The sequence below is a fragment of the Wenjunlia tyrosinilytica genome, from assembly GCF_014646055.1.
GTDB lineage: Bacteria > Actinomycetota > Actinomycetes > Streptomycetales > Streptomycetaceae > Wenjunlia > Wenjunlia tyrosinilytica.
This window is the reverse complement of record NZ_BMMS01000009.1, coordinates 218,169-238,678: the sequence shown is the minus strand read 5'-3', so window position 1 is coordinate 238,678 and position 20,510 is coordinate 218,169. Positions and strand designations below refer to the sequence as shown.

At 70.0% G+C, this 20,510-nt stretch carries 19 protein-coding genes; 6 read left to right on the top strand and 13 right to left on the bottom strand.

Annotated features, from left to right (window positions below):
- Window positions 1-125 precede the first annotated feature (125 nt).
- From IEY86_RS12815 to IEY86_RS12790, 6 genes are all read right to left on the bottom strand, one after another.
- Entirely contained in the window at window positions 126-1,943 is a 1,818-nt protein-coding gene (locus tag IEY86_RS12815) for a type IV secretory system conjugative DNA transfer family protein (RefSeq protein WP_189131733.1), read from the bottom strand.
- A gap of 6 nt (window positions 1,944-1,949) precedes the next feature.
- Window positions 1,950-3,308, bottom strand: a complete 1,359-nt coding sequence (locus tag IEY86_RS12810) for an ATP-binding protein (RefSeq protein ID WP_189131732.1) — start codon at window positions 3,306-3,308, stop codon at window positions 1,950-1,952.
- 26 nt (window positions 3,309-3,334) lie between these two features.
- Window positions 3,335-4,879, bottom strand: a complete 1,545-nt coding sequence (locus IEY86_RS12805; RefSeq protein WP_189131731.1) for an SCO6880 family protein — start codon at window positions 4,877-4,879, stop codon at window positions 3,335-3,337.
- The gene (locus IEY86_RS12800; protein ID WP_229698369.1) at window positions 4,876-6,174 is read right to left on the bottom strand and encodes a hypothetical protein; all 1,299 of its coding nucleotides are present in this window, start codon (window positions 6,172-6,174) and stop codon (window positions 4,876-4,878) included. Before IEY86_RS12800 ends, IEY86_RS12805 begins: the two co-directional genes overlap by 4 nt.
- Window positions 6,164-6,970, bottom strand: coding sequence for a DUF8175 domain-containg protein (locus IEY86_RS12795; RefSeq protein ID WP_189131730.1), 807 nt, complete (start codon window positions 6,968-6,970; stop codon window positions 6,164-6,166). The genes IEY86_RS12800 and IEY86_RS12795 overlap by 11 nt, the downstream gene beginning before the upstream one ends.
- Before the next feature lie 99 nt (window positions 6,971-7,069).
- On the bottom strand, window positions 7,070-7,378 hold the full coding sequence (locus IEY86_RS12790) for a DUF8827 family protein (protein ID WP_189131729.1): 309 nt from the start codon (window positions 7,376-7,378) through the stop codon (window positions 7,070-7,072).
- 344 nt (window positions 7,379-7,722) lie between these two features.
- Between IEY86_RS12790 and IEY86_RS12785 the strand changes: the two genes are divergently transcribed.
- Entirely contained in the window at window positions 7,723-8,730 is a 1,008-nt protein-coding gene (locus IEY86_RS12785) for a C40 family peptidase (RefSeq protein ID WP_189131728.1), read from the top strand.
- Between the two features lie 182 nt (window positions 8,731-8,912).
- Window positions 8,913-9,590, top strand: a complete 678-nt coding sequence (locus IEY86_RS12780) for a phosphatase PAP2 family protein (RefSeq protein WP_189131727.1) — start codon at window positions 8,913-8,915, stop codon at window positions 9,588-9,590.
- 51 nt (window positions 9,591-9,641) lie between these two features.
- On the opposite strand, the gene IEY86_RS12775 is transcribed toward IEY86_RS12780, so the two are convergent.
- Window positions 9,642-11,234, bottom strand: coding sequence for an FAD-binding oxidoreductase (locus IEY86_RS12775; RefSeq protein WP_189131726.1), 1,593 nt, complete (start codon window positions 11,232-11,234; stop codon window positions 9,642-9,644).
- A 432-nt stretch (window positions 11,235-11,666) separates the two neighbouring features.
- On the opposite strand from IEY86_RS12775, the gene IEY86_RS12770 reads away from it, so the two are divergent.
- Both IEY86_RS12770 and IEY86_RS12765 read left to right on the top strand, forming a co-directional pair.
- A complete protein-coding gene (locus tag IEY86_RS12770; protein ID WP_189131759.1) occupies window positions 11,667-12,524 on the top strand; it encodes an SCO4651 family lipoprotein in 858 nt (285 codons plus the stop codon).
- Between the two features lie 106 nt (window positions 12,525-12,630).
- On the top strand, window positions 12,631-12,831 hold the full coding sequence (locus tag IEY86_RS12765) for a hypothetical protein (protein ID WP_189131758.1): 201 nt from the start codon (window positions 12,631-12,633) through the stop codon (window positions 12,829-12,831).
- 213 nt (window positions 12,832-13,044) lie between these two features.
- On the opposite strand, the gene IEY86_RS12760 is transcribed toward IEY86_RS12765, so the two are convergent.
- A complete protein-coding gene (locus tag IEY86_RS12760; RefSeq protein WP_189131725.1) occupies window positions 13,045-13,389 on the bottom strand; it encodes a metal-sensitive transcriptional regulator in 345 nt (114 codons plus the stop codon).
- A 339-nt stretch (window positions 13,390-13,728) separates the two neighbouring features.
- Between IEY86_RS12760 and IEY86_RS12755 the strand changes: the two genes are divergently transcribed.
- On the top strand, window positions 13,729-14,349 hold the full coding sequence (locus IEY86_RS12755) for a DUF47 domain-containing protein (protein WP_189131724.1): 621 nt from the start codon (window positions 13,729-13,731) through the stop codon (window positions 14,347-14,349).
- A 5-nt stretch (window positions 14,350-14,354) separates the two neighbouring features.
- Window positions 14,355-15,350: an inorganic phosphate transporter gene (locus IEY86_RS12750; RefSeq protein ID WP_189131723.1), complete on the top strand. Its 996-nt coding sequence runs from the start codon at window positions 14,355-14,357 to the stop codon at window positions 15,348-15,350.
- Window positions 15,351-15,536: 186 nt separating this feature from the next.
- Here the strand turns inward: IEY86_RS12750 and pstB are convergent, their stop codons facing one another.
- The 5 genes from pstB to IEY86_RS12725 form a co-directional block, all read right to left on the bottom strand.
- Window positions 15,537-16,313: a phosphate ABC transporter ATP-binding protein PstB gene (gene pstB / locus IEY86_RS12745; protein ID WP_189131722.1), complete on the bottom strand. Its 777-nt coding sequence runs from the start codon at window positions 16,311-16,313 to the stop codon at window positions 15,537-15,539.
- A 126-nt stretch (window positions 16,314-16,439) separates the two neighbouring features.
- On the bottom strand, window positions 16,440-17,519 hold the full coding sequence (pstA, locus tag IEY86_RS12740; protein WP_189131721.1) for a phosphate ABC transporter permease PstA: 1,080 nt from the start codon (window positions 17,517-17,519) through the stop codon (window positions 16,440-16,442).
- The gene (gene pstC, locus IEY86_RS12735; RefSeq protein ID WP_189131720.1) at window positions 17,516-18,559 is read right to left on the bottom strand and encodes a phosphate ABC transporter permease subunit PstC; all 1,044 of its coding nucleotides are present in this window, start codon (window positions 18,557-18,559) and stop codon (window positions 17,516-17,518) included. The genes pstA and pstC overlap by 4 nt, the downstream gene beginning before the upstream one ends.
- A gap of 162 nt (window positions 18,560-18,721) precedes the next feature.
- A complete protein-coding gene (gene pstS, locus IEY86_RS12730; RefSeq protein ID WP_189131719.1) occupies window positions 18,722-19,849 on the bottom strand; it encodes a phosphate ABC transporter substrate-binding protein PstS in 1,128 nt (375 codons plus the stop codon).
- A gap of 176 nt (window positions 19,850-20,025) precedes the next feature.
- Window positions 20,026-20,457, bottom strand: a complete 432-nt coding sequence (locus IEY86_RS12725; RefSeq protein ID WP_189131718.1) for an NUDIX hydrolase — start codon at window positions 20,455-20,457, stop codon at window positions 20,026-20,028.
- Window positions 20,458-20,510: the final 53 nt, after the last annotated feature.

The window sequence follows — 20,510 nt, the reverse complement described above, 5'->3', positions numbered from 1 at the left end:
CTGTGGGAGAGTAGGACGCCGCCGAACAATTGTTGAGCTCCGGCTCCCCGGTCCTTTCAGGATCGCGGGAGCCGGAGCTTTTTTGCGTTCCGGCCGGAATTCTCAGGCCCGCCACGGCTTGACGACTACAGCCGAGCGACGACCCGGTGCCCGTCGTTCAGCTCCAGCTTCGCGGTCCCCGCCGTATCCGCGTCCATCGTGACGCGCACGCCCGAGGACTGGTGGATGGTCGTCGCGCCGCGGTCGCCCCAGCGGTGGCGGGCCTGTTCCTCGGAGCGCAGGACGGCGAGCGTCGGGATGCCCACCTTGCCGCCCACGGACATCAGCTCCGGCAGGACAGGGAGCGGGGCGAGGGTCGCCACGTCGTCGAGGGCGCAGAGCATTGGTGGGTCGAGCCGACCGGAGGATGACCTGGCGGCCATGCGCCGGCCGTGCTCGACCACGTGCGCGGCGAGCGCGGTCAGCAGAGGCATCGCGCCCGGGTGGGAGCGGGGGTCTTCGGACGCTTCACCCACCAGGTAAAGCGTTCCCCGTTCACAAAGGAACGATTCCACGTTGAGCTGCTCAGATCCAGAGGGCGTGCACGAGTTGAGCACATGGAGTTGTGACAGGAAGTCAAGCGCACGGGCCGTCAGGGCCCTTCCCGCCTCCAGTTGCTGGGGGTGGCCGGAGAGCGTCGACTCCAGGGAGCCCGCCCAGTCGGCAGCCGCGTCCTTGGTCGTCCTGAGCACCTTGACCGCGTCACGGGTCCCCTGGCCATTGGCCCAGCGGTGCACCTGGCGGATCGGGCGGCCGTCGAGGGCCGCCGCGTGCAGGAGGCAGCGCAGGAGGGTGTGGGCGGTCTGCTGGGTGTTGGCGTCGGACAGCAGGGTGCGGGCCAGGGGCCGCACTGGTTCGAGGAGCGCCCGGGCGCGGGACTCGGCGGTCGACGGGTCCTCACAGCCCTGCACGGGCGACCAGCGCAGGCGTTGTGCCGTGTCGGACAGCTGGAGCGGGTCGAAGACCAGGACGGGGCCGGTCTTCTCGCGGGCCCCGGAAGTGGCGTGCAGGGTCGAGGGCCCGTCGCAGGTGACCAGGACGGGGCCGGGGGCATGGGTGACCGCGCGGTGCACCAGGCGGGAGCTCTTGCCCGTCCCGGGGGAGCCGTAGACGCTGAACGTCTGGTCGAGACCGCCGAAGAGCTCAGTGCCGTCGGCGCTGTCGTGGCCGAGGCCGATGGCGTAGGCCAGCACATCGTGCAGGGACCGGCCGATGACCGGGATCTCGGGGCGGATGGCCCTGGCCCTGGAGACCAGTGCCTGCTCCGCCAGAGGGTGCCGGGGCGCCGGGGAGGCAACCTGGGCGGCCACGGGTGCCGCGGCCTCCACGGGGACGGCGGGCGGCCGCTCAGCCGGTGTCTCGGGCCGCGCTTCGAGCGGGGGCTGGGGCACCGGCACGGTCTCCGTCCGGGCCGGTCGCCGCGGTGCCGATTGCGGCCGAGGTGGTTGGACGGGCATCGGAACCGCGGCCGGAGCGGGGGCCGCCGCCGCTCGTTCGGCTGCCTCCTGCACCGCCCTGACCCGGGCCTGTTGGGCCTTCACCGGTGCCCGGAAGCGGGTCCACGCCGTCATCCCGAGCACCGAAACGGCCAGCAGGACGGCCACGAGGATGAACAGCGTCGTCCAGAACGCCGTCGGGGTCGGCAGGCCGGGCACCGGGTCCGGGTGGCTCCAGGCCGCCTCCAGATCCGAGGGTCGCGTGGCGAGGCGGCGCAGGGCGAGGGCGGTGTGGGCGAATTTGATGTCCGGCCAGCTGCCGTACTGGACGAACCCGGCGAGCCCGGTGGCCACCCAGGTGAGGGCGACCGTTCCCAGGAGCAGGAGGAGGAAGCCGATGAGGGCGCCGTCCGGGATCCCGCGCTGGGCCGTGGACTCGTTGCGGCGGTCACGAGGCGCTGTGGTCATCGGCGATCACGCCACCGCGTCGTCGGCCAACTGCTTGTCGCCGCCGCGTTCGACCGGCGACTCCTCGGTCATGGCGCGGTCGGTGTAGACGAGGGGGCGTTCGGCCTCGCTGACGATGTGCTTCACGACCTGGACATTGCCGTTGACGTCCCACACCGCGATACCGGGGGTGAGGGTGGGGATGATCTCCACCGCCCAGCGTGGCAGACCGAGTACCCGGCCCGTGGCACGGGCCTCCTCCGCCTTCTGCATATAGATCGTGCGGGTCGAGGCCATTTTCAGGATGGCCGCGGCCTCCTTGGCCGCCGCCCCGTCGACGACGTCCGAGAGATGGTGGACGACGGCGACGAAGGACAGGCCGAGGCGCCGGCCGAACTTCAGCAGGCGCTGGAAGAGCTGCGCCACGAAGGGGCTGTTGATGATGTGCCAGGCCTCTTCCACCAGGAAGATGCGCTTCTTGCGGTCCGGGCGGATCCAGGTGTGCTCCAGCCAGACGCCGACGATCGCCATGAGGATCGGCATGGCGATGGAGTTGCGGTCGATGTGCGACAGGTCGAAGACGATCAGCGGGGCGTCGAGATCGATGCCCACGGTCGTCGGCCCGTCGAACATGCCGCGCAGGTCGCCGTCGACGAGCCGGTCGATGACCAGGGCCACGTCCAGGCCCCAGTTGCGCACGTCCTCGGCGTCCACGTTCATCGTCTCGGTGGACTCGATGACCGGGTGGCGCAGGCGCTCCACGATGTCGGTCAGGACCGGCTGACGGTCGGTCACGGTGTCGTGCACATAGGCGTGCGCGACCTTCAGCGCGAATCCCGCGCGCTCGTCGAGACCGCGGCCCATGGCGACCTCGATGATGGTGCGCAGCAGGGCCAGCTGCCCGGTGGAGGTGATCGCCGGGTCCAGCGGGTTGAGGCGGATGTCGCTGTCGATGGCCGCCATGGGGTCGAGCCGGATGGGAGTTATCCCGAGGGCCTGGGCGATGAGGTTCCACTCGCCGACGCCGTCCTCGCCCTGGGCGTCGAGGACGACGACCTGGCGGTCGCGGAACCTCAGCTGGCGCAGGACGTAGGTCTTCTCCAGGGACGACTTGCCGTTGCCGGACTCGCCGAGGACCAGCCAGTGGGGGGCGGGCAGCTGCTGTCCGTAGAGCTGGAAGGGGTCGTAGATGTAGCCCTTGCCGGAGTAGACCTCGCGGCCGATGATCACCCCGGAGTCGCCGAGGCCGGGGGCGGCGGTCGGGAGGTAGACCGCCTGGGCCTGGCCCGTCGAGGTGCGCACGGGCAGCCTGGTGGTCTCCACCTTCCCGAACAGGAAACTGGTGAACGCCTCGGTGAGTGCGGTCAGCGGCTCGAAGCCGGGCATCGGCCCTCCTGCAGGGTTCAGGGATCCTAGCGGCGGATGCCGGTGGCGAACGGAAGCGTGTTGACGAACGCGCGGTGATGCTCGCGGTCGCACCACTCGAGTTTGAGGTAGCTCTTGCCGGCCGAGGCACGGATGGTGCGCTTGTCGCGCGCCAGCATCTCCGGGCTGCGGGAGGAGACGGTGATGTAGCCGACGAGGTTGACGCCCGCGGCGCCGCTGGCGAGGTCCTCACCGCGCTGGTCGACCCGGCCGGTGTGGGCGATGTCGCGGGGGTCGACGACCTTGTGCATCTTGGCGGCGCGGCTGGCGTCGGCGTCGTCGTTGGTCTTCTCGGTGAGCATGCGCTCGATCGCCACATCGGTGGGCTCGAGGTCCATGGTGACGGCGACGGTGCGGATGACGTCCGGGGTGTGGACGAGCAGCGGGGCGAGGAAGTTGACGCCGACCGGAGTGAGCGGCCACTCCTTGATCCACGCGGTGGCGTGGCACCAGGGCTCGCGGGTGACCGACTCGCGGGTCTTGGCCTGGAGGAACTGCGGGTGGGTGGCGTCGAGCTCCGCGGGCCAGGCGTTGCGTCGGGTCATGGCCTGGATGTGGTCCATCGGGTGGTCCGGGTCGTACATCGAGTGGACGAGCGAGGACAGCCGGGCCTGGCCGAGGGGCTGGCGGACACGGATGTCGGCCTCCGCGAGGCGGGCGCAGATGTCGGTGAGCTCACGGGACATCACGGCCGCCAGGCCCGCGTCCTTGTTCACCGCCCCGCGGGGCAGACGCGAACCCCTGGCCACGGCATTGGCCTCGGCGGCGAGCTCGCGGGTGTAGTGCATGCAGGCGACCAAGTAGGCGCGGTGCTGCTCGCTCGAGGTGGAGACCATGGACTGGAGCTGTTCGTAGGAGTCCTGCAGCCACCCGGGTGCGCCGGAGTCACCGCGGCGCTCGACGTCCTTGGCATGGGCGTCGGGGTCGGCCGGCAGGGTGCGCGCGAGCATCTGGAGGCGGGTGACGAACCCGTCCCCGTTGGCCACGTGCTTCAGGAGCGTGCCGAACCGGTCGACCAGGGCCTCCTGGTCCTCCGAGTCGCGCAGGCCCACACCGGGGCCCTCGATCTCGATGGCGGCGGTGACGGTGCGCCTGTCCAGGTGGAGGAGGACGGCGATCTCGTCCGGGCCGAACGGGGCGGACAGCCAGCTGACCTTGCCGATGCCGGGGGGCGGGCCGATCTCGACCTCGCGGCCGTCGGCCATGCGGGTGCCCGCCTCGGGCGCGGCCGAGCGCCAGGTGGGGGTGGTCCGGGTGGTCCGGCGGAAGGTGCGGTTGATCTCGACCCACTTGTAGAACGTGCGCCGCCGGTAGGGCATGTAGACCGCGGCGAAGGCGAGCAGCGGGAAGCCCACGAGGCCGGCGAGCCGGAGAGGGAGCAGGGGCATCAGCAGGCCGCACATCATGCCGAGGAAGGCACCGGCGATGATGACGGCGATCTCGCCGGTCTCACGGTTCTTGCCGATGATGGCGTTGGGGCGGGCCTTGCCGATCAGATAGGTGCGCCGCGGGGCGAGAGGCTGAGTGCTCACTGGTCACCTCCGGGCTTTCGGTGCGTGCGCGGTGCGGGGGTGGTGGCCGTGGCCTGGCCCGCGGAGCCGTTCCCGTTGGCGTTGGCGCGGGTGCTGTGGGCGGCGATGCCGGAGGAGACGGCGCCGCCCCCGCCCGAGCCCCCGCTGCCGCTCGCCCGCTGGTTGTTGCTCTGGGCGTCGGGGCGGGTGCTGTGGGCGGTGATGCCTTGGCGGAGCATGGTGGCGGGGCTGTTGATGACGGCGGCCGCGGGGGCCTGCAGGGCGCCCTTGCGGGCGTCGAGGAGCTTGGACATGTCGTCGCCGAAGCCGGGCACGAACCGGTAGATCATAAAGCTGGCGAAGATCGTCAGCAGGATGATGGCGAGGCCGGAGAAGACGGCGGAGAACGACTTGTCGTCGCCGGTGCCGGCGGAGATCGCCCCGGCGAGGCCGAGGACGATGACGATGACCGGTTTCACCAGCAGCACGGCGACCATGATGCCCGCCCAGCGACGGACGTGTCCCCACAGCTTCTTGTCCACGAGGCCGGAGTAGACGGCCGTGCCCAGCAGCGCGCCGACGTAGAGCAGGGCCGCGCGGATGAGGAGTTCGAGCCAGACGACGGCGGCGGCGAGGATCGAGACCATCGAGACCACGATGAGCATGATCGGGCCGCCGCCGATGTCCTTGCCCGGCTGGAGCGCCTTGGAGAAGTTGTCGAAGAACATCGAGGTGTCGGACTTGGTGCCGACCGCGATGGCCTCGGTCACCCCGTCGGTGACCTTCACGAGGGAGTAGAGCGCCAGCGGGGTGAAGGCGGAGGCGACGACGGTCAGCCAGAGGAAGCCGACGGCCTCGGTGAACGCCTCGTGGAGCGGGACGCCGCGCACGGCGCGCTTCATGACCGCCAGCATCCACAGGACGAGGGTGAGGATGGTGGAGGCGGCGAAGACGACGGCGTACTGGCGCAGGAAGCCGGCGTTGGTGAAGTCGACCTGGGTGGTCTCGTTGACGGCTTTGGAGAGCTGTTTGATGACCCATCGGGCGGCTTCGGCGCAGCCGTCGGCGAGGGAGTCGAGGGGGTTGAGCGGGTCGGCCGTGCCGGGCAGGTGACCCTTGTCACCCTTCAGGCAGAGTTCCTTGGCCTCGCCGAACAGTCCACTGCAGTCGACGTTGCCACCCGTGCTCGGCCTCGGCGACGGGTTCGGCGGTTTGGACGGATCCGGCGTCGGTGCCGCCACGGCGACGGCCGTGGGCAGGGCGGTGAGCGCCAGGGTGACCGCCGCGGTCACGAGGCGGCGCGCGCTACCGGGCATAGGTGAACCCCCCGAACTCCTTCACGGCTCCGGCGATCTCTTCCGCGCCGGACACCGGTACGTCGCCGTCGACCGGCGCTGGACCCTTCTTCTGCGAGGCCTTGACGGTCTTCCAGTCGCCGTCGGTCCACCGCAGCTCGAACGTGTACGTGAGCCAGTCGGTCCGCACGGGGTTCTCGGACCCGGTCCCGGCCATGCCGATCAGGCCGGTGCACCACACCGACACGGTGGCCGTGTCGGCCTGGTAGGCGTCCGCCTTGGTGCCGACCGGGACGGTGCGGGAGATGAAGTTCATTCCGCTCGGGGCGTTGCCCTCGGCGTCGAGGCCGACCTTCTTGAGGAAGTCGGTGGAGTACGCCTGGTCCTGCTGGGCCTTCAGGGGGGCCGCGGCCTGGGGTGTGAAGACGGAGTCGACGAGGGTGTGCCGCTGGGCCTTCTTGAACATCCCGTCGGAGCCCAGGGCGACCGCGAAGTTCGCCGCGGCCGACTGGGCTCCCTGCTCGGTGTGGGCGAAGCCCTTGGCGATGCCGCCCCGGGAGCCGGTGACCGGTGCCACGCCCGTGGGGGCGGTGGGGTTGGTCCTGCCCTCGGGGCCGGTCCCGTCGGCGTTTCCGCTGTTGCCGTCGGCCGCGCCGCCGCCCCCACGGTTGGCGACGGCGATGGCGGCGAGCAGGAGGGCCACCACGCCCAGGACGATCAGGAGTGAGCGCAGCGGGCGTGGCCTTCTCGCCGTGCCGCCCTGTTCGTCCTCGGGAAGCACGGTTCGGGTGAGGGGGCCGTCGTCACTGCTGGACATGCAGAGGACCTCGAGGGGACAGGCGCTGCCGCGGTGGGACCGGCTCGGGTGGTCGGCGGCGTCGGTGGCTGATGGGATGTCGGCGTGGGCGGTCCGGGACTACACGGCCATGCCGTACACGATGGTGAACAGGGTGCCGAGCGACCCGATGATGAAGACGCCGGTGAGTCCGGCGATGATCAGCCCCTTGCCCTGTTCGGCACTGAAGGTGTCGCGCAGCGCCGTGGCGCCGATGCGCTGCTTGGCCGCCCCCCAGATGGCGATGGCCAGACACGCGAGGATGGCGACGGCCATGACGACTTCGACCATCACTCGAGCCTCGGTGCCCAGGGTGCCGAAAGGCCCCCAGTCCGGCGCGATACCGCCGATGATGACGTCGATGTCGCCCTTTTGGGCACTCAGATTCATGGTTCTCACCACCCCGATTCGGTTTTGATGCGTCTCGCCGGGCTTGCGAGGGCACCCTCAGTATCCTGGCCCACTATCGTGGACGGGAACCCCGTCCGGCGATGTCGACTTGACGGCTTTTCCGGTCTGTTCCCCGTTCGGTCCGGACGCCGGCGACGGGTTGGCGTCACACTGGAGCGGGCGCTTTCGAACGAGGGTGGGCAGCTAACTCTGTGTATCACGGGCGATTGCGCTGAGCAACAAGCCGACGCAGAATGGGCGCGGGTGTCACCAGCGGTGTCGGAGACGGTGTCACATGCACGTGTCATAGGGGTTCTTGGCCAACGGGGAGGGGGCGGCCCTCGATGGGACGCAAGGTCTGGTTCGGCGTCGGCGGGGTGCTGGCGCTGTTCCTCTCCTTCATGACGCTCCTGGTCGTCGGCACGTACTCCGCTGCCTCCGGGTCCGGTGTGGCGAACGGTCAGTCGATGAACCTCGCCAAGGGCACAGTACCCGCCGCGTACGCGGGACTTGTGCAGAAGTGGGGCTCCCTGTGCAAGGAGCTCTCGCCTCCGCTGCTGGCCGCGCAGCTGTACCAGGAGAGCCGTTTCGACCCGAACGCGGTGAGCCCGGCCGAGGCGCAGGGCATCGCCCAGTTCATCCCGAGCACCTGGGCCACCCACGGTGTCGACGGGGACGGGGACGGGGACCGGGACGTGTGGGATCCGGCCGACGCCATCCCCTCGGCGGCCTCCTACGACTGCACGCTGGCGAAGGATGTGCGCGGGGTGGGAGGGGACCCGGTGGCGAACATGCTGGCCGCCTACAACGCCGGTCCCTACCGGGTGATCGCCGCCGGGGGGGTGCCGGACATCGCCGAGACCAAGGACTATGTGAAGCAGATCACCTCCCTCGCGAAGAGTTTCGCGGCCCCCGTGCGGCCCGTGGCGGTCTCCCAGCAGGCGGCGGGGGCGATCTACTTCGCCCAGAGCAAGCTGGGCACGCTGTATCTGTGGGGCGGCAACGGCACGCCCGAGCAGGGCGGACGGTTCGACTGCTCGGGCCTGACCCAGGCGTCGTACCGCTCGGTGGGCATCGAGCTGCCCCGGGTGGCGAACGACCAGTGGTACGCCGGGCAGCACCCCAAGCGCGATGAGCTCCAGCCCGGTGACCTGGTCTTCTTCGCGTACGATCTCACCAATCCGCGGAGCATCCACCACGTGGGCATCTATGTGGGTGGCGGGTACATGATCAATGCCCCGCACACGGGTGCCGTGATCCGCTTTGACAAGATCGACACCCCGGACTACATCGGTGCCACCCGCGTGACCCGCGACGGTGCCGCCGCGCTGCCGAGGCCGAAGACCGCCTGAGCCCCGGGGCGACCCCCGGTGCCGGGCGCCGGTTCTGGGCGGGGGTGCCGGGTGCCGCGGGACATCTGATCACCATTCGGTAACTTCCGATGCTCCGGGTGCCGGGAGCGGAACGTCGGCTACCGGTCGCGGCGTTGTCGCTGTGGGGGCAGGCCGTTACGGATCGACCGCGAGGGGTGTGCATGACTGGGCTGGAATGGGACGGCTCGAACCCCGATGTCGGCCTGCTCTACGACATCAACGGTGTGGCCGACCGTGCCCCGCACTGGGCCGACCGCACGGTCGAGGTGATCGGTGAGTACGGCTGCATCGGCGCGCTGTCCATGCTGGCCGTCCTCGGCTGGTTCGTGGCCCGCCGCCGTCCCGACGCCCCCGCGGCCGTGGCGGGCGTGGTGTGGGCCGCGCTGGCCGCCGGCATCGCCCTCCTGCTGAACATCCCCGTACGGGGCCTGGTGGCCCGCCCGAGGCCCTTCGTGGACCACAGGGGGCTCGACGTCCTGGTCGGAGGCAAGACCGACTTCTCGTTCGCCAGCGACCACGCGACCTTGGCGATGGCGATGGCGGTGGGGCTGTTCCTCGTCAGCCGGAAGCTGGGCCTGGCCGCCGTGGCTGTCGCGCTGGTGCAGGGGTTCGCCCGTGTCTACATGGGCGTGCACTACCCCTCGGACGTCGCCGGGGGCTTCGCGCTGGGCACGGCGACGGCCCTGTTGCTCGCGCCGCTGGCGATGGCGCTGCTGACCCCGCTGAGCACGGCCGTTGCCCGTACGAGGCTGCGGCCCCTGGTGGTCGCCCGGGAGCGGGCGCCCAAGGGGGAGCCCTTCCCGGAGCCGGTCGGCAAGGACACGGGCCTCGCGGCCTGAGCCGGTGGCGGCAGACCTGGTCGGGGGCCGGGTCCGCGCCGCGAGCGGCCGTCAGATGGCCTGCGGGAAGCGGAAGAGGCGGTCCGGGTCGTAGGTGGCCTTCGCCTTCTCCAGGCGCGGCAGATTGTCCCCGTAGTACGCCTGCCGCCAGTCCCTCAGCCCGGGATCGGTGTAGTTCTGGTACGCCTCTCCGCGGGTGTACGGGCGCAGCGCGGAGTGGGTGGCGTCCAGCCAGCTGGTGCTGCGGTTGACGGCGGACTTCGAGGCGTCGCGGGGCCAGGAGACGAGGTACTGGCCGAGCAGGAACGAGTTCCGGTGCACGAATGCCGTCTCGTGCGCCCCCACCCGGTTGACCGCCCCGCCGAGCGCGGAGAGTTGGACGCTTCCCTCCCCGCCCGCCGGCAGGCCGCGCAGCCGCCCGATCCGGTCGGTGAGGGTGGCCAGGGCGTCCGAGGACAGCGGCCCCGGGTGGAAGTGGGAGCGCCCGGTGTAGGGGGCGGCGGTCTGCCGCAGGCACACGGCGGTCTCCGAGCAGCCCGCCATGTAGTACATCGCCTTCAGATACGTCCTGGTGGTGACGGAGGAGGTCGTGGGAGCGCCCGCCCGGTCGGAGAGCCGGTCCAGATGGTTGTAGAGGTCGCCCTCGTCGCCGAGGTGGAGGCCGCCGACGCTCACCGTGGGCCGCCCGCCCGTGCCGGCCTTGAGCACCAGGTGGGTCCACAGCCGGTCGGGCGCGGAGGTGAGCCACTCCTGCCAGGCGCGGGCGGTCTCGGCGGCGCGGGCCCAGGGCCAGGTGAGGGAGAAGGTGACGCAGTCCGGGGCGGGGTGGGTGGTGAACCGCAGCTCGGTGACGACCCCGAAGTTGCCGTTGCCCGCGCCGCGCAGCGCCCAGAACAGCTCCTTGTCGCGATTGGCCGACACCTGGGCGATCCTCCCGTCGGCGAGCACGACCTCGGCGCCGCTGAGGCTGTCGCAGGTGAGCCCGTAGGCGCGGCTGACCACGCCGTGGCCGCCGCCGAGGGCCAGTCCCGAGATGCCCACCGTCGGGCACGACCCCGCGGGGACGGTGACACCGCGGGCGGCGAGCCTGTCGTAGACGGACATCAGCTTGGCCCCGGCGCCGATGGTGGCCGTGCCGCCGCTGACGGATATGGAGGACAGCTCGGAGACGTCCACGACGAGGCCGCGTCCTGTGGACCATCCGGCGTAGGAGTGGCCGCCGCTGCGGACGGTGAACGGGGTGCCGGTCGAGCGGGCGAAGCGCAGGCATTCGGCCACATCTTCGGGCCGGGTGCAGTAGGCGACGGCGGCGGGGCGTACCGAGTCGAAGCGCGCGTTGAACACCCGGCGGGCGTCGTCGTAGCCGCGGCCGCCGGGGCGTACCACCCGGCCGTCGAGGCTCTTGGCGAGCGCGCCCCAGTCCGCGCGACGGGTGGGCAGGGGGCTCGGGCGGTGCGAGGCGGTGGCCGAACGCGACGGTGCCGCAGAGGCTTTGGGCTTCGGGTGGCCGGAACCGGAATCCGAACCGGAGCCGCAGGCGGACAGCCCCGGTAGCAGTCCGGCTGCGGCAGCGGCACCGCCGCGCAGCACCGAACGCCGCCCGGTGCCCGTCGACGGCTCCTCGGCCTCGTCCGGCTCGCCCATGCGCTGCCTCCGTCACTCGCCCCATGCGCTGGAGGTCAAGTGGACCCCACGGGAGGCGGGCGAGGCTAGCCCATGTGCTCGGAGGCGTCGCGGCGGGCCCTCTCGCGGCTGCGGCGTGCCGGGCCCGACCACCCGCAGGCGCAGCGGGCGACACAGAATCGCCCGTGTTCGACGGTGTGGGTGCGGTGTTCCTGTTCCTCGGCCTTCGTCGGCTGAGCCGGCGGGTGACTTGGCACACATCCACGGTAACCCAGGGGTCACGCATGGTGGGGCCGCCGTGACCGGCGGCGAAAGGACTCGTTAGAGGAAGGGAGTCCTTCTCCGGACGCACGGAGGGACGCGCACTCCCAGGGGGTTGTCCGGGCCATGATCGACAAGCCCACTTCCGAGCCGGGGCGCGGGAAGTCCGCGCCTCCACTCCTCGCTGCGGCCATGGCTGCGGGGGCGGGGGTTGTCGCAGCGGTGGTGCTCGGCGGTCTGGCGGGCTGTTCGGGGGACGCGTCGGGGAACGAGCCGGTGGCGGTGGCCTCGGGCCGGATCGCCGAGGATCCGGACGAGGCGGTGCGGGCGGCGCCCGATGTCCTGCGGCGCTGGGGCTCGTCGAGGACGCGGACGTCGATGGAGATGGCGACCGGCGGGACGCTGGTGACCATCGTGGGCAAGGGAACGTTCGACTACACCAGTCGGCAGGGGCAGTTGAGCGTGACACTGCCGGAGACCGCCGGGATGGAGCAGGGGCCGATCACCGAACTGGTGGTGCCCGGCGCGGTGTACATGCGCAACCGGGGCGCCGGGGTGCCCACGGACAAGTGGGTGCGGGTGCGCACGGCCCGGCTCGCGGACGGGAATCTGGTGACGGGCGGCGCTACCGACCCGGTCACGGCCGCGGATCTGCTGCGTGGGGCGCGTGACGTCCGGCTGGTGGGCACGGAGAGGCTGGACGGGGTGCGGGTGCGGCACTTCCGGGGTGCGGCCGACATGCTGGTGGCGGCCGGCCGGGCCCCGGACGACAGCGCCAAGGCGCTACGGGCGGCGGCGCGCAGCTTCACGGTCAGCCGGGTCCCGTTCGATGTGTACCTCGACGAGAACGGGCGGCTGAGAAGGGTCCGGCAGGTGTTCCGGTTCCGCAGTGCCAGCGGGGCTCCGGGGGTGCGCAACGACGTGCGGGTGGTGTCGGTCACCGAGCTTTTCGACTTCGGCAGCAGGGCGTCGTTCTCGGTGCCGCGGTCGGCGGACATCTGGAACGGGAAGATCGTTTCCCCGGCGGCGTCGGGGACGCCTGGAAGCTGACCCTGCGGGACCGCGTCAAATGGTCCGTCCGTGCCATGCGCGGCCGGTGCACCGGAACCTAGTCTGGAAGCTCAGCTTCAATGCCGTCGTCCATGACGAGGAGGTGGTGCACGTGACTTCGCCGCGCGGCGCGGGTGTCCACGACCACGTGGCCCTCGCCGAGATCGAGATGTGCGGTGAGCTGATCATCGCGGCTTCGGCCGCGAGCGGGGACCGGCTCAGCTCGGACCTGATCGACGAGGTCCTGCAGGTGGGCCGCTCCGACGGCGGTCAGCGGCTGTGCTCCACGGCGGCCCCCCACCGCTGAGCACCAGGGCACCAAGGGACCGAGGCGTCGGCGGACGCCGAGGCACCGCGCACCACAGAGCGGACCGGCCGGGCCCGCGCCACCCTGGGCGCCGGCCCGGCTCGTCTGCGCGGCTCCAGCCCGTACGCGGCTCGTGCTACCCGGCTCGTGCGGTGTCCTGGCCAGTGCCCGGTCCCGGCTCGTGCCCGGTCCCGATCGAAGGCCCTGGGCGGCTCAGCTCCTCAGCAGCCGGGCGATGGCGGCGGTCGCCTCGCTCACCTTGGCGTCTGCCTCGGGCCCGCCCTGCTCGACGGCGGCGGCGACGCAGTGCTTGAGGTGCTCCTCGAGCAGGCTCAGCGCGAACGCCTGAAGGGCCTTGGTTCCGGCCGAGACCTGGGTGAGGATGTCGATGCAGTACACATCCTCTTCGACCATTCGCTGGAGACCGCGGATCTGGCCCTCGATCCGGCGCAGCCGCTTGAGGTGCTGGTCCTTCTGCTTGCTGTAGCCGTGCACACCGCTCTCGGCGCCGGGTGTGTCCGTTGTCTCAGGTACCTCGTGTGCGGCCTGCGTGTCCACAGGTCCTCCCGTCCCTCCCGTAGCCCGTCATAGCCCGTCAAACATGCCCCGATATACCCCCTATGGGTATATCCTACCCTGCTGGGAGCGGTTGGGCGACGGGAGCGGGGCACCGGCCCGATCCGTCACACCGGGTAGGTTCGGCCCAGGCCCCGGACTGGGGCGAAGCCAGGCAGGCCACGTCTTCGAAGCATATTTCGAAGGCCGCCGGTAGCCGTACGCGTGCGACTGGATGCGAACGGGTACATGGTGAGGGTGCAGGCCCCCCGGTTTGAACAGTCGGTGTCCGAAGCGCCTAGCATCATCCAGACCGCACCCGAAGCAACCCGGAGACCTCACGTGCGTTTTCGTCTGACCCCCAGGGAGACGAGCTTCTACGACATGTTCGCCGCGTCCGCGGACAACATCGTCACCGGTTCGAAGCTCCTCATGGAACTGCTCGGCGCAGACGCATCCGCGCGCTCCGAGATCGGCGACCGGATGCGGGCGGCGGAGCACGCGGGCGACGACGCCACGCACGCGATCTTCCACCAGCTGAACTCGTCGTTCATCACGCCCTTCGACCGCGAGGACATCTACTCCCTCGCGTCCAGCCTCGACGACATCATGGACTTCATGGAGGAGGCCGTCGACCTGGTCGTCCTCTACAACGTGGAGGAACTGCCCAAGGGCGTCGAGCAGCAGGTCGAGGTGCTCAACCGCGCGGCGGAGCTGACCGCCGAGGCCATGCCCCACCTGCGCACGATGAGCAACCTCACCGAGTACTGGATCGAGGTCAACCGGCTGGAGAACCAGGCCGACCAGATCCACCGCAAGCTGCTCGCCCACCTCTTCAGCGGCAAGTACGACGCGATCGAGGTGCTCAAGCTCAAGCAGATCGTCGATGTCCTGGAAGAGGCGGCGGACGCGTTCGAGCACGTGGCGAACACGGTTGAGACCATCGCCGTCAAGGAGTCCTGACCTCCGTGGATCTTGTAGGACTCATTGTCGTCGTCGGCGTCGCACTCCTGTTCACCTATACGAACGGTTTCCACGACTCGGCGAACGCGATCGCCACCTCCGTATCGACGCGTGCGCTGACCCCCCGGGCCGCGCTCGCCATGGCCGCGGTCATGAACCTCCTCGGCGCCTTCCTCGGCGAGGGGGTCGCCAAGACGGTCAGCGAGGGGCTCATCGCCACACCCGAGGGGCACGACGGGCTGGTCATCCTCTTCGCGGCGCTGGTCGGCGCGATCACGTGGAACCTGCTGACCTGGTACTTCGGGCTGCCGTCCTCGTCCTCGCACGCGCTGTTCGGCGGCCTGGTGGGCGCGGCGCTCGCCGCCTCCAGCACGGTCCACTGGAACGGTGTGCTGGACAAGATCGTCATCCCGATGGTGCTCTCGCCGATGGTCGGCCTCGTGCTCGGCTACCTGGTGATGCTGACCATCCTGTGGATGTTCCGGAAGGCCAATCCGCACAAGGCCAAGCGGCACTTCCGGGTCGCGCAGACCGTCTCGGCGGCCGCCATGGCACTCGGCCACGGCATCCAGGACGCCCAGAAGACGATGGGCATCGTGGTCATGGCGCTCATCGCGGGCGGCTACCAGGAGGGCAACTCGATCCCGGTCTGGGTCAAGATCACCTGCGCGCTCATGCTGTCGCTGGGCACCTACGCGGGCGGCTGGCGCATCATGCGCACCCTCGGCCGCAAGATCATCGAGATGGACCCCCCGCAGGGCTTCGCCGCCGAGGCCACGGCCTCGTCGATCCTGTACACGACGGCCTACATCTTCAAGGCGCCGATCTCCACGACGCATGTCATCACCTCGGCGATCATGGGCGTCGGAGCGACCAAGCGGGTCTCCGCCGTGCGCTGGGGCGTCGCCAAGAACATCGTCGTCGGCTGGTTCCTCACCATGCCGGCCGCGGGCATCGTGGCCGGGCTCATATGGTGGGCCACCGATCTGGCGGTGGGCTGACCCTGACCGGAGCCTTGCCGCCCCATCGCTCGCCCTTCCCGTCACCGGCCGCGCGGCGCCCCCCTTCCACGGAGCACACCAGGGCCCGTCTCCCCAGGCAGGAGACGGGCCCTGGCTTTTGCTTCCCCGCGGCGGCACCGCCATGCAGCGCCACGGGGAGCTCGGGGGACCGGGCGGTCCGGTGGATCAGCCGAAGCGGCCGGAGATGTAGTCCTCGGTGGCCTGCACGGACGGGTTGGAGAAGATCCGCTCGGTCTCGTCGATCTCGATGAGCCTTCCGGGCTGGCCGACCGCCGCGAGGTTGAAGAACGCGGTGCGGTCGCTGACCCGGGCGGCCTGTTGCATGTTGTGCGTCACGATGACGATCGTGAAGCGCTCCTTCAGCTCACCGATCAGGTCCTCGATGGCGAGGGTGGAGATCGGGTCGAGGGCCGAGCAGGGCTCGTCCATCAGCAGGACCTGCGGCTCGACCGCGATAGCGCGGGCTATGCACAGGCGCTGCTGCTGTCCGCCGGACAGCCCGGCGCCGGGCTTGTTGAGCCGGTCCTTGACCTCGTTCCAGAGGTTGGCGCCCTTGAGGGACTTCTCGACCAGGGTGTCCAGGTCGCCCTTGCGCCGCATTCCGTTGAGCTTGAGCCCGGCGGCCACGTTGTCGTAGATCGACATCGTGGGGAACGGGTTCGGACGCTGGAAGACCATGCCGACGGTGCGGCGCACCGCGACCGGGTCGACGCCGGAGGCGTAGAGGTTCTCGTCGTCGAGCATCACCTTGCCCTCGACGTGGGCGTTGGGGATGACCTCGTGCATGCGGTTCAGCGTGCGCAGGAAGGTGGACTTGCCGCAGCCGGAGGGGCCGATGAAGGCGGTCACGGAGCGGGGTTCCACCGTCATCGAGATGTCCTCGATCGCCTTGGCGGAGCCGTAGTAGGCGGAGAGGCCGCTGACGTCGATTCGCTTGGCCATGATGGTTCTCTTCTCGTCCTCTTCGAAGCGTGTGTCGGTCGTCTTGGTCGGGCTTCGCTTCGCTTCCGCTCCGGCCGGGTGCCGCCTCCTCGTCCCTCGGCGGCGACCCCCGGCCTCCGCGTCGGCTCAGCCGCGCCCTCCGGATGGGGCCTTCCAGCGGGCGATGCCCCTGGCCAGCAGGTTGAACGCCATGACCAGCGCGATCAGCACCAGGGCCGCGGCCCAGGCACGGTCGTACGAGGGCTCATTCCCGTTCTTCCACTGCTGGAAGACGTACAGCGGGAGCGAGTCCTGCGGCCCGTCGAACGGGTTGTTGTTGATCGCGGTGGACCCGTACACCAGGAGCAGCACGGGGGCTGTCTCTCCGGTGATCCGGGCGATCGCGAGCATCACACCCGTGACGATGCCGCCGATGGCGGTGGGCAGGACGACCCTGAGGATGGTCAGCCACTTGGGCACGCCCAGGGCGAGGCTGGCCTCACGCAGCTCGTTGGGGACGAGCTTGAGCATCTCCTCGGTGGAGCGGACGACGACCGGCATCATCAGGATGGCGAGTGCCATGGCTCCCGCGAAACCGGAGAAGTTGAAGTCCAGGTAGATGATCCAGAAGGACAGGATGAACAGGCCGGCCACGATCGAGGGGACACCGGTCATGACGTCCACGAAGAAGGTGACCGTCTTGGCCAGCTTCCCGCGTCCGTACTCGACCAGGTAGATCGCGGTGAGCAGGCCGATCGGGGCGGCCATGGCGGTGGCGATGCCCACCTGCTCCAGCGTGCCGATCAGCGAGTGGTAGATACCGCCGCCGGTCTCGGTGGTGATGACGCCGTTCATCGAGTGGGACAGGAAGGCCGCGTCGAGGACCTTCAGGCCCTTGGCGATCGTGTACTCGATCAGCGAGAACAGCGGGATCACGGCGAGGATGAAGCAGACCCAGAGCAGGCTGGTGGCCAGCCGGTCCTTGGCCTGGCGGGTGCCTTCGACCTTGCTGGAGAGCACATGCAGGGTCCCGACGAACAGCAGGACCGCGATGAGGCCCCACTGGATCTTGCTGGAGAGCTCGGCGCCCATGCCGATCCCGACGGCGACGGCGATCGCACCGACGGCTGTGGCGGCCGGAGCCCACTTGGGCAGACGGGCATGCTTGAGCGAGGGGGCGGACGGGTGGATCCCGCCCTGCGGCGTCTTGTCGGTCACGGCGCTCATGCGTTGGCCCCCGAGTACTCCTTGCGGCGCGCGATGATGAGGCGGGCGGCGCCGTTCACCACGAGGGTGATCACGAACAGGACCAGGCCGGAGGCGATCAGCGCGTCACGGCCGAAGGGCGAGGCCTCGCCGAAGCCGCTGGCGATGTTCTGCGCGATGGTGCCGCCGCCCGGGTCGAGGATGTGCAGCGACAGGATCGCCGACGGCGACAGGACGGTGGCCACGGCCATCGTCTCGCCGAGCGCGCGGCCCAGGCCCAGCATCGAGGCGCTGATCACGCCGGAGCGGCCGAAGGGCAGCACCGAGATGCGGATGACCTCCCAGCGGGTCGCGCCGAGGGCCAGGGCGGCCTCCTCGTGCATGCGCGGCACCTGGAGGAAGACCTCGCGGCTGACGTTGGTCACGATCGGCAGGATCATGATCGCCAGCAGGATGCCCACGGTGAACAGGCTGCGCGGGGTGACCTCGGGCTGGCTCGCGTCGAAGACGTACGTCCACGCGAAGAAGGAGTCCAGCCACTGCGTCGTGCCCTGAAGGTGCGGGACGAGGAAGAGCGCCCCCCACAGGCCGTAGACGATGCTGGGGACGGCGGCGAGCAGGTCGACCAGGTAGGCCAGCGGCTGCGCCAGCTTGCGCGGGGCGTAGTGCGAGATGAACAGCGCCACGCCGACCGCGATCGGGACGGCGATGACCATGGCGATGACCGCGCTGATCACGGTGCCGGTCGCCAGGACCGCGATGCCGAAGACCGGCGGGGTCGCGTTGGCGTTCCATTCCTTCGTGGTCAGGAAGTTCCCGTGGTCATCGGCGATGGCGCCGACGGCCCGGTAGGTCAGGAACGCGGCGATCGCCGCCATGATGACCAGGAGCAGGATGCCGGAGCCGCGCGAGGCACCGCTGAACAGGCGGTCGCCGAGGCGGACCTTGCCCTTGTTCTGCGGTGCGGGGGGCTCGACGGGGGTCTGCCGAAGGTTCGGGGGGCCGCTTTCCGGTGGAACGACGGCCTTTGCCTGGGTGGGTGCTGAGCGTGATATTTCCATGGCTTCTCCGGTCTGGCGGAGCATGCCCCGGGGAGTGGGGGCGGGCTCCTGGCGGCGGTGCACCGGACGCGGTTCGTGTCGTGGACGGGGCCGGGGGGCCCGCCCCGCCTCCCGGATGTGGGAAGGCGTTGGGGGCGGGGCGGGCCCAGGCCCGGGAGAGCGTTACGAGAGGGTCGGGATGACCTTGCGGACCTTCTCGATGATCTCGGTCGGGATCGGGGCGTAGCCCTTGTCCGAGATCGCCTTCTGGCCGGCCTCGCTGGCGGTGTAGCCGAGGAAGGCCTGGACCGACTTCAGCGACTTGGGGTCATTGCCCTTGTCGCAGACGATCTCGTAGGTGACCAGGGTGATCGGGTAGGCACCCTCGGCCTTGGTGGTGAAGTCGACGTCGAGCGCCAGGTCGTTGCCCGTGCCGACGATCTTGGAGGCGGCGACGGCCTTGGAGGCGGCGTCGACGCTCACGGTGATGGGCTCGGCCGCACCGGTGTTGAGCTTGGCGGTCTTGATCTGGTTGGCGTCGGCGTAGGAGATCTCGAAGTAGCCGATCGCGCCGTTGACCTGCTTGACCTGGGAGGCGACACCGGCGGAGCCGTCAGCGGACTGGCCGCCCTTGGCGAGCCACTTCTTGTCGGCCTCGTACTTCCAGTCGTTCGGCGCGGCCTTGCCGAGGTACTGGGTGAAGTTCTTGGTGGTGCCGGACTCGTCCGAGCGGTGGAACGCCTGGATGGGGGTGCTCGGGAGCTTGGCGTCGGGGTTGAGCTTCTTGATCGCCGCGTCGTCCCACTTCTTGATCTTCGAGTCGAAGATCTTGGCGAGGGTGTCGGCGTCGAGGACGAGGTTGTCCACGCCCTCGAGGTTGTAGCCGATCGCGACCGGGCCGGCCACCATCGGCAGGTTGATGCCCTGGCCGCCCTTGCAGACCTTCTTGGAGGCGGTGACCTCTTCGGGCTTGAGGGCGGCGTCGGAGCCGGCGAAGGCGACCTTGCCCTGGACGAAGTTCTGGATGCCCGCACCGGAACCGTTGGGCTGGTAGTTGATCGTCGTGCCCGCGCAGGCGGCCTGGTAGTCCTTGACCCACTGGTCGATGGCGTTCTTCTGCGCCGTGGAGCCCGCACCGAGGAGCTGGCCCTTGTCGCCGCACTTGATGTCGGACGCCTTGGTGGTGGGAGCGCTGGACGAGTCGCCCTTGCCCGAGTTGTCGTCCGAGCCGCACGCCGCGAGCGTCAGCGAGCTGACGACCGCCACGGCGCCGAGAGCCAGGGCCTTGCGACCGCTGCGCTGGAGCTTCACTGTGTGTCCCCTTACTGGAAAACCCGCGGGCCCCTGATCGACCCGGCTGAGGTCTATGCATGATCCAAACGGCCATTCGACCGCTGACGTTGGGAACGTTAAGCCGATCAGGTGAAGCAGCCGACCGCACTGAATGAACGGCGGGTGAACCATGACTGTCGGGAGGGGATACCCGATCACGGATGGTTGATCGTCTCCAGCAGAGCGCCCAGAAGGTTCTCGTCCCGTTCGTGCGTCAGACGCCTTCGGGCCGCGCCCACGGGCAGCCACACCATGCGGTCCACCTCGTGGGACGGGGCGAAGGAGCCACCCACCGGCACCGCCTCCCAGTAGCGCACCTCCTTCGGCCGACCGTTGGCCAGGTAGTGGACCGTGGGCAGCTGCCTGCCCAATACGCAGTCGAGGCCAGTTTCCTCCCTGACCTCGCGAAGCGCCGCTTGGCGGAAGCTCTCGCCCCGGTGGAGCTTCCCTTTGGGAAAGGACCAGTCGTCATACTTCGGTCTGTGTACGAGGGCGAGTTCGATGTGGTCCCCGAAGGGCGATTCGCGCCACACCACGGCCCCTGCGGCGAGGACGGCGGTACGAGTGCCCGGTGCCGTATCGGTCATGGGTTCTCCTCCTTGCCTCGTGCTTGCCTCCTGCGGTGGCCCGGGGCGCGGCG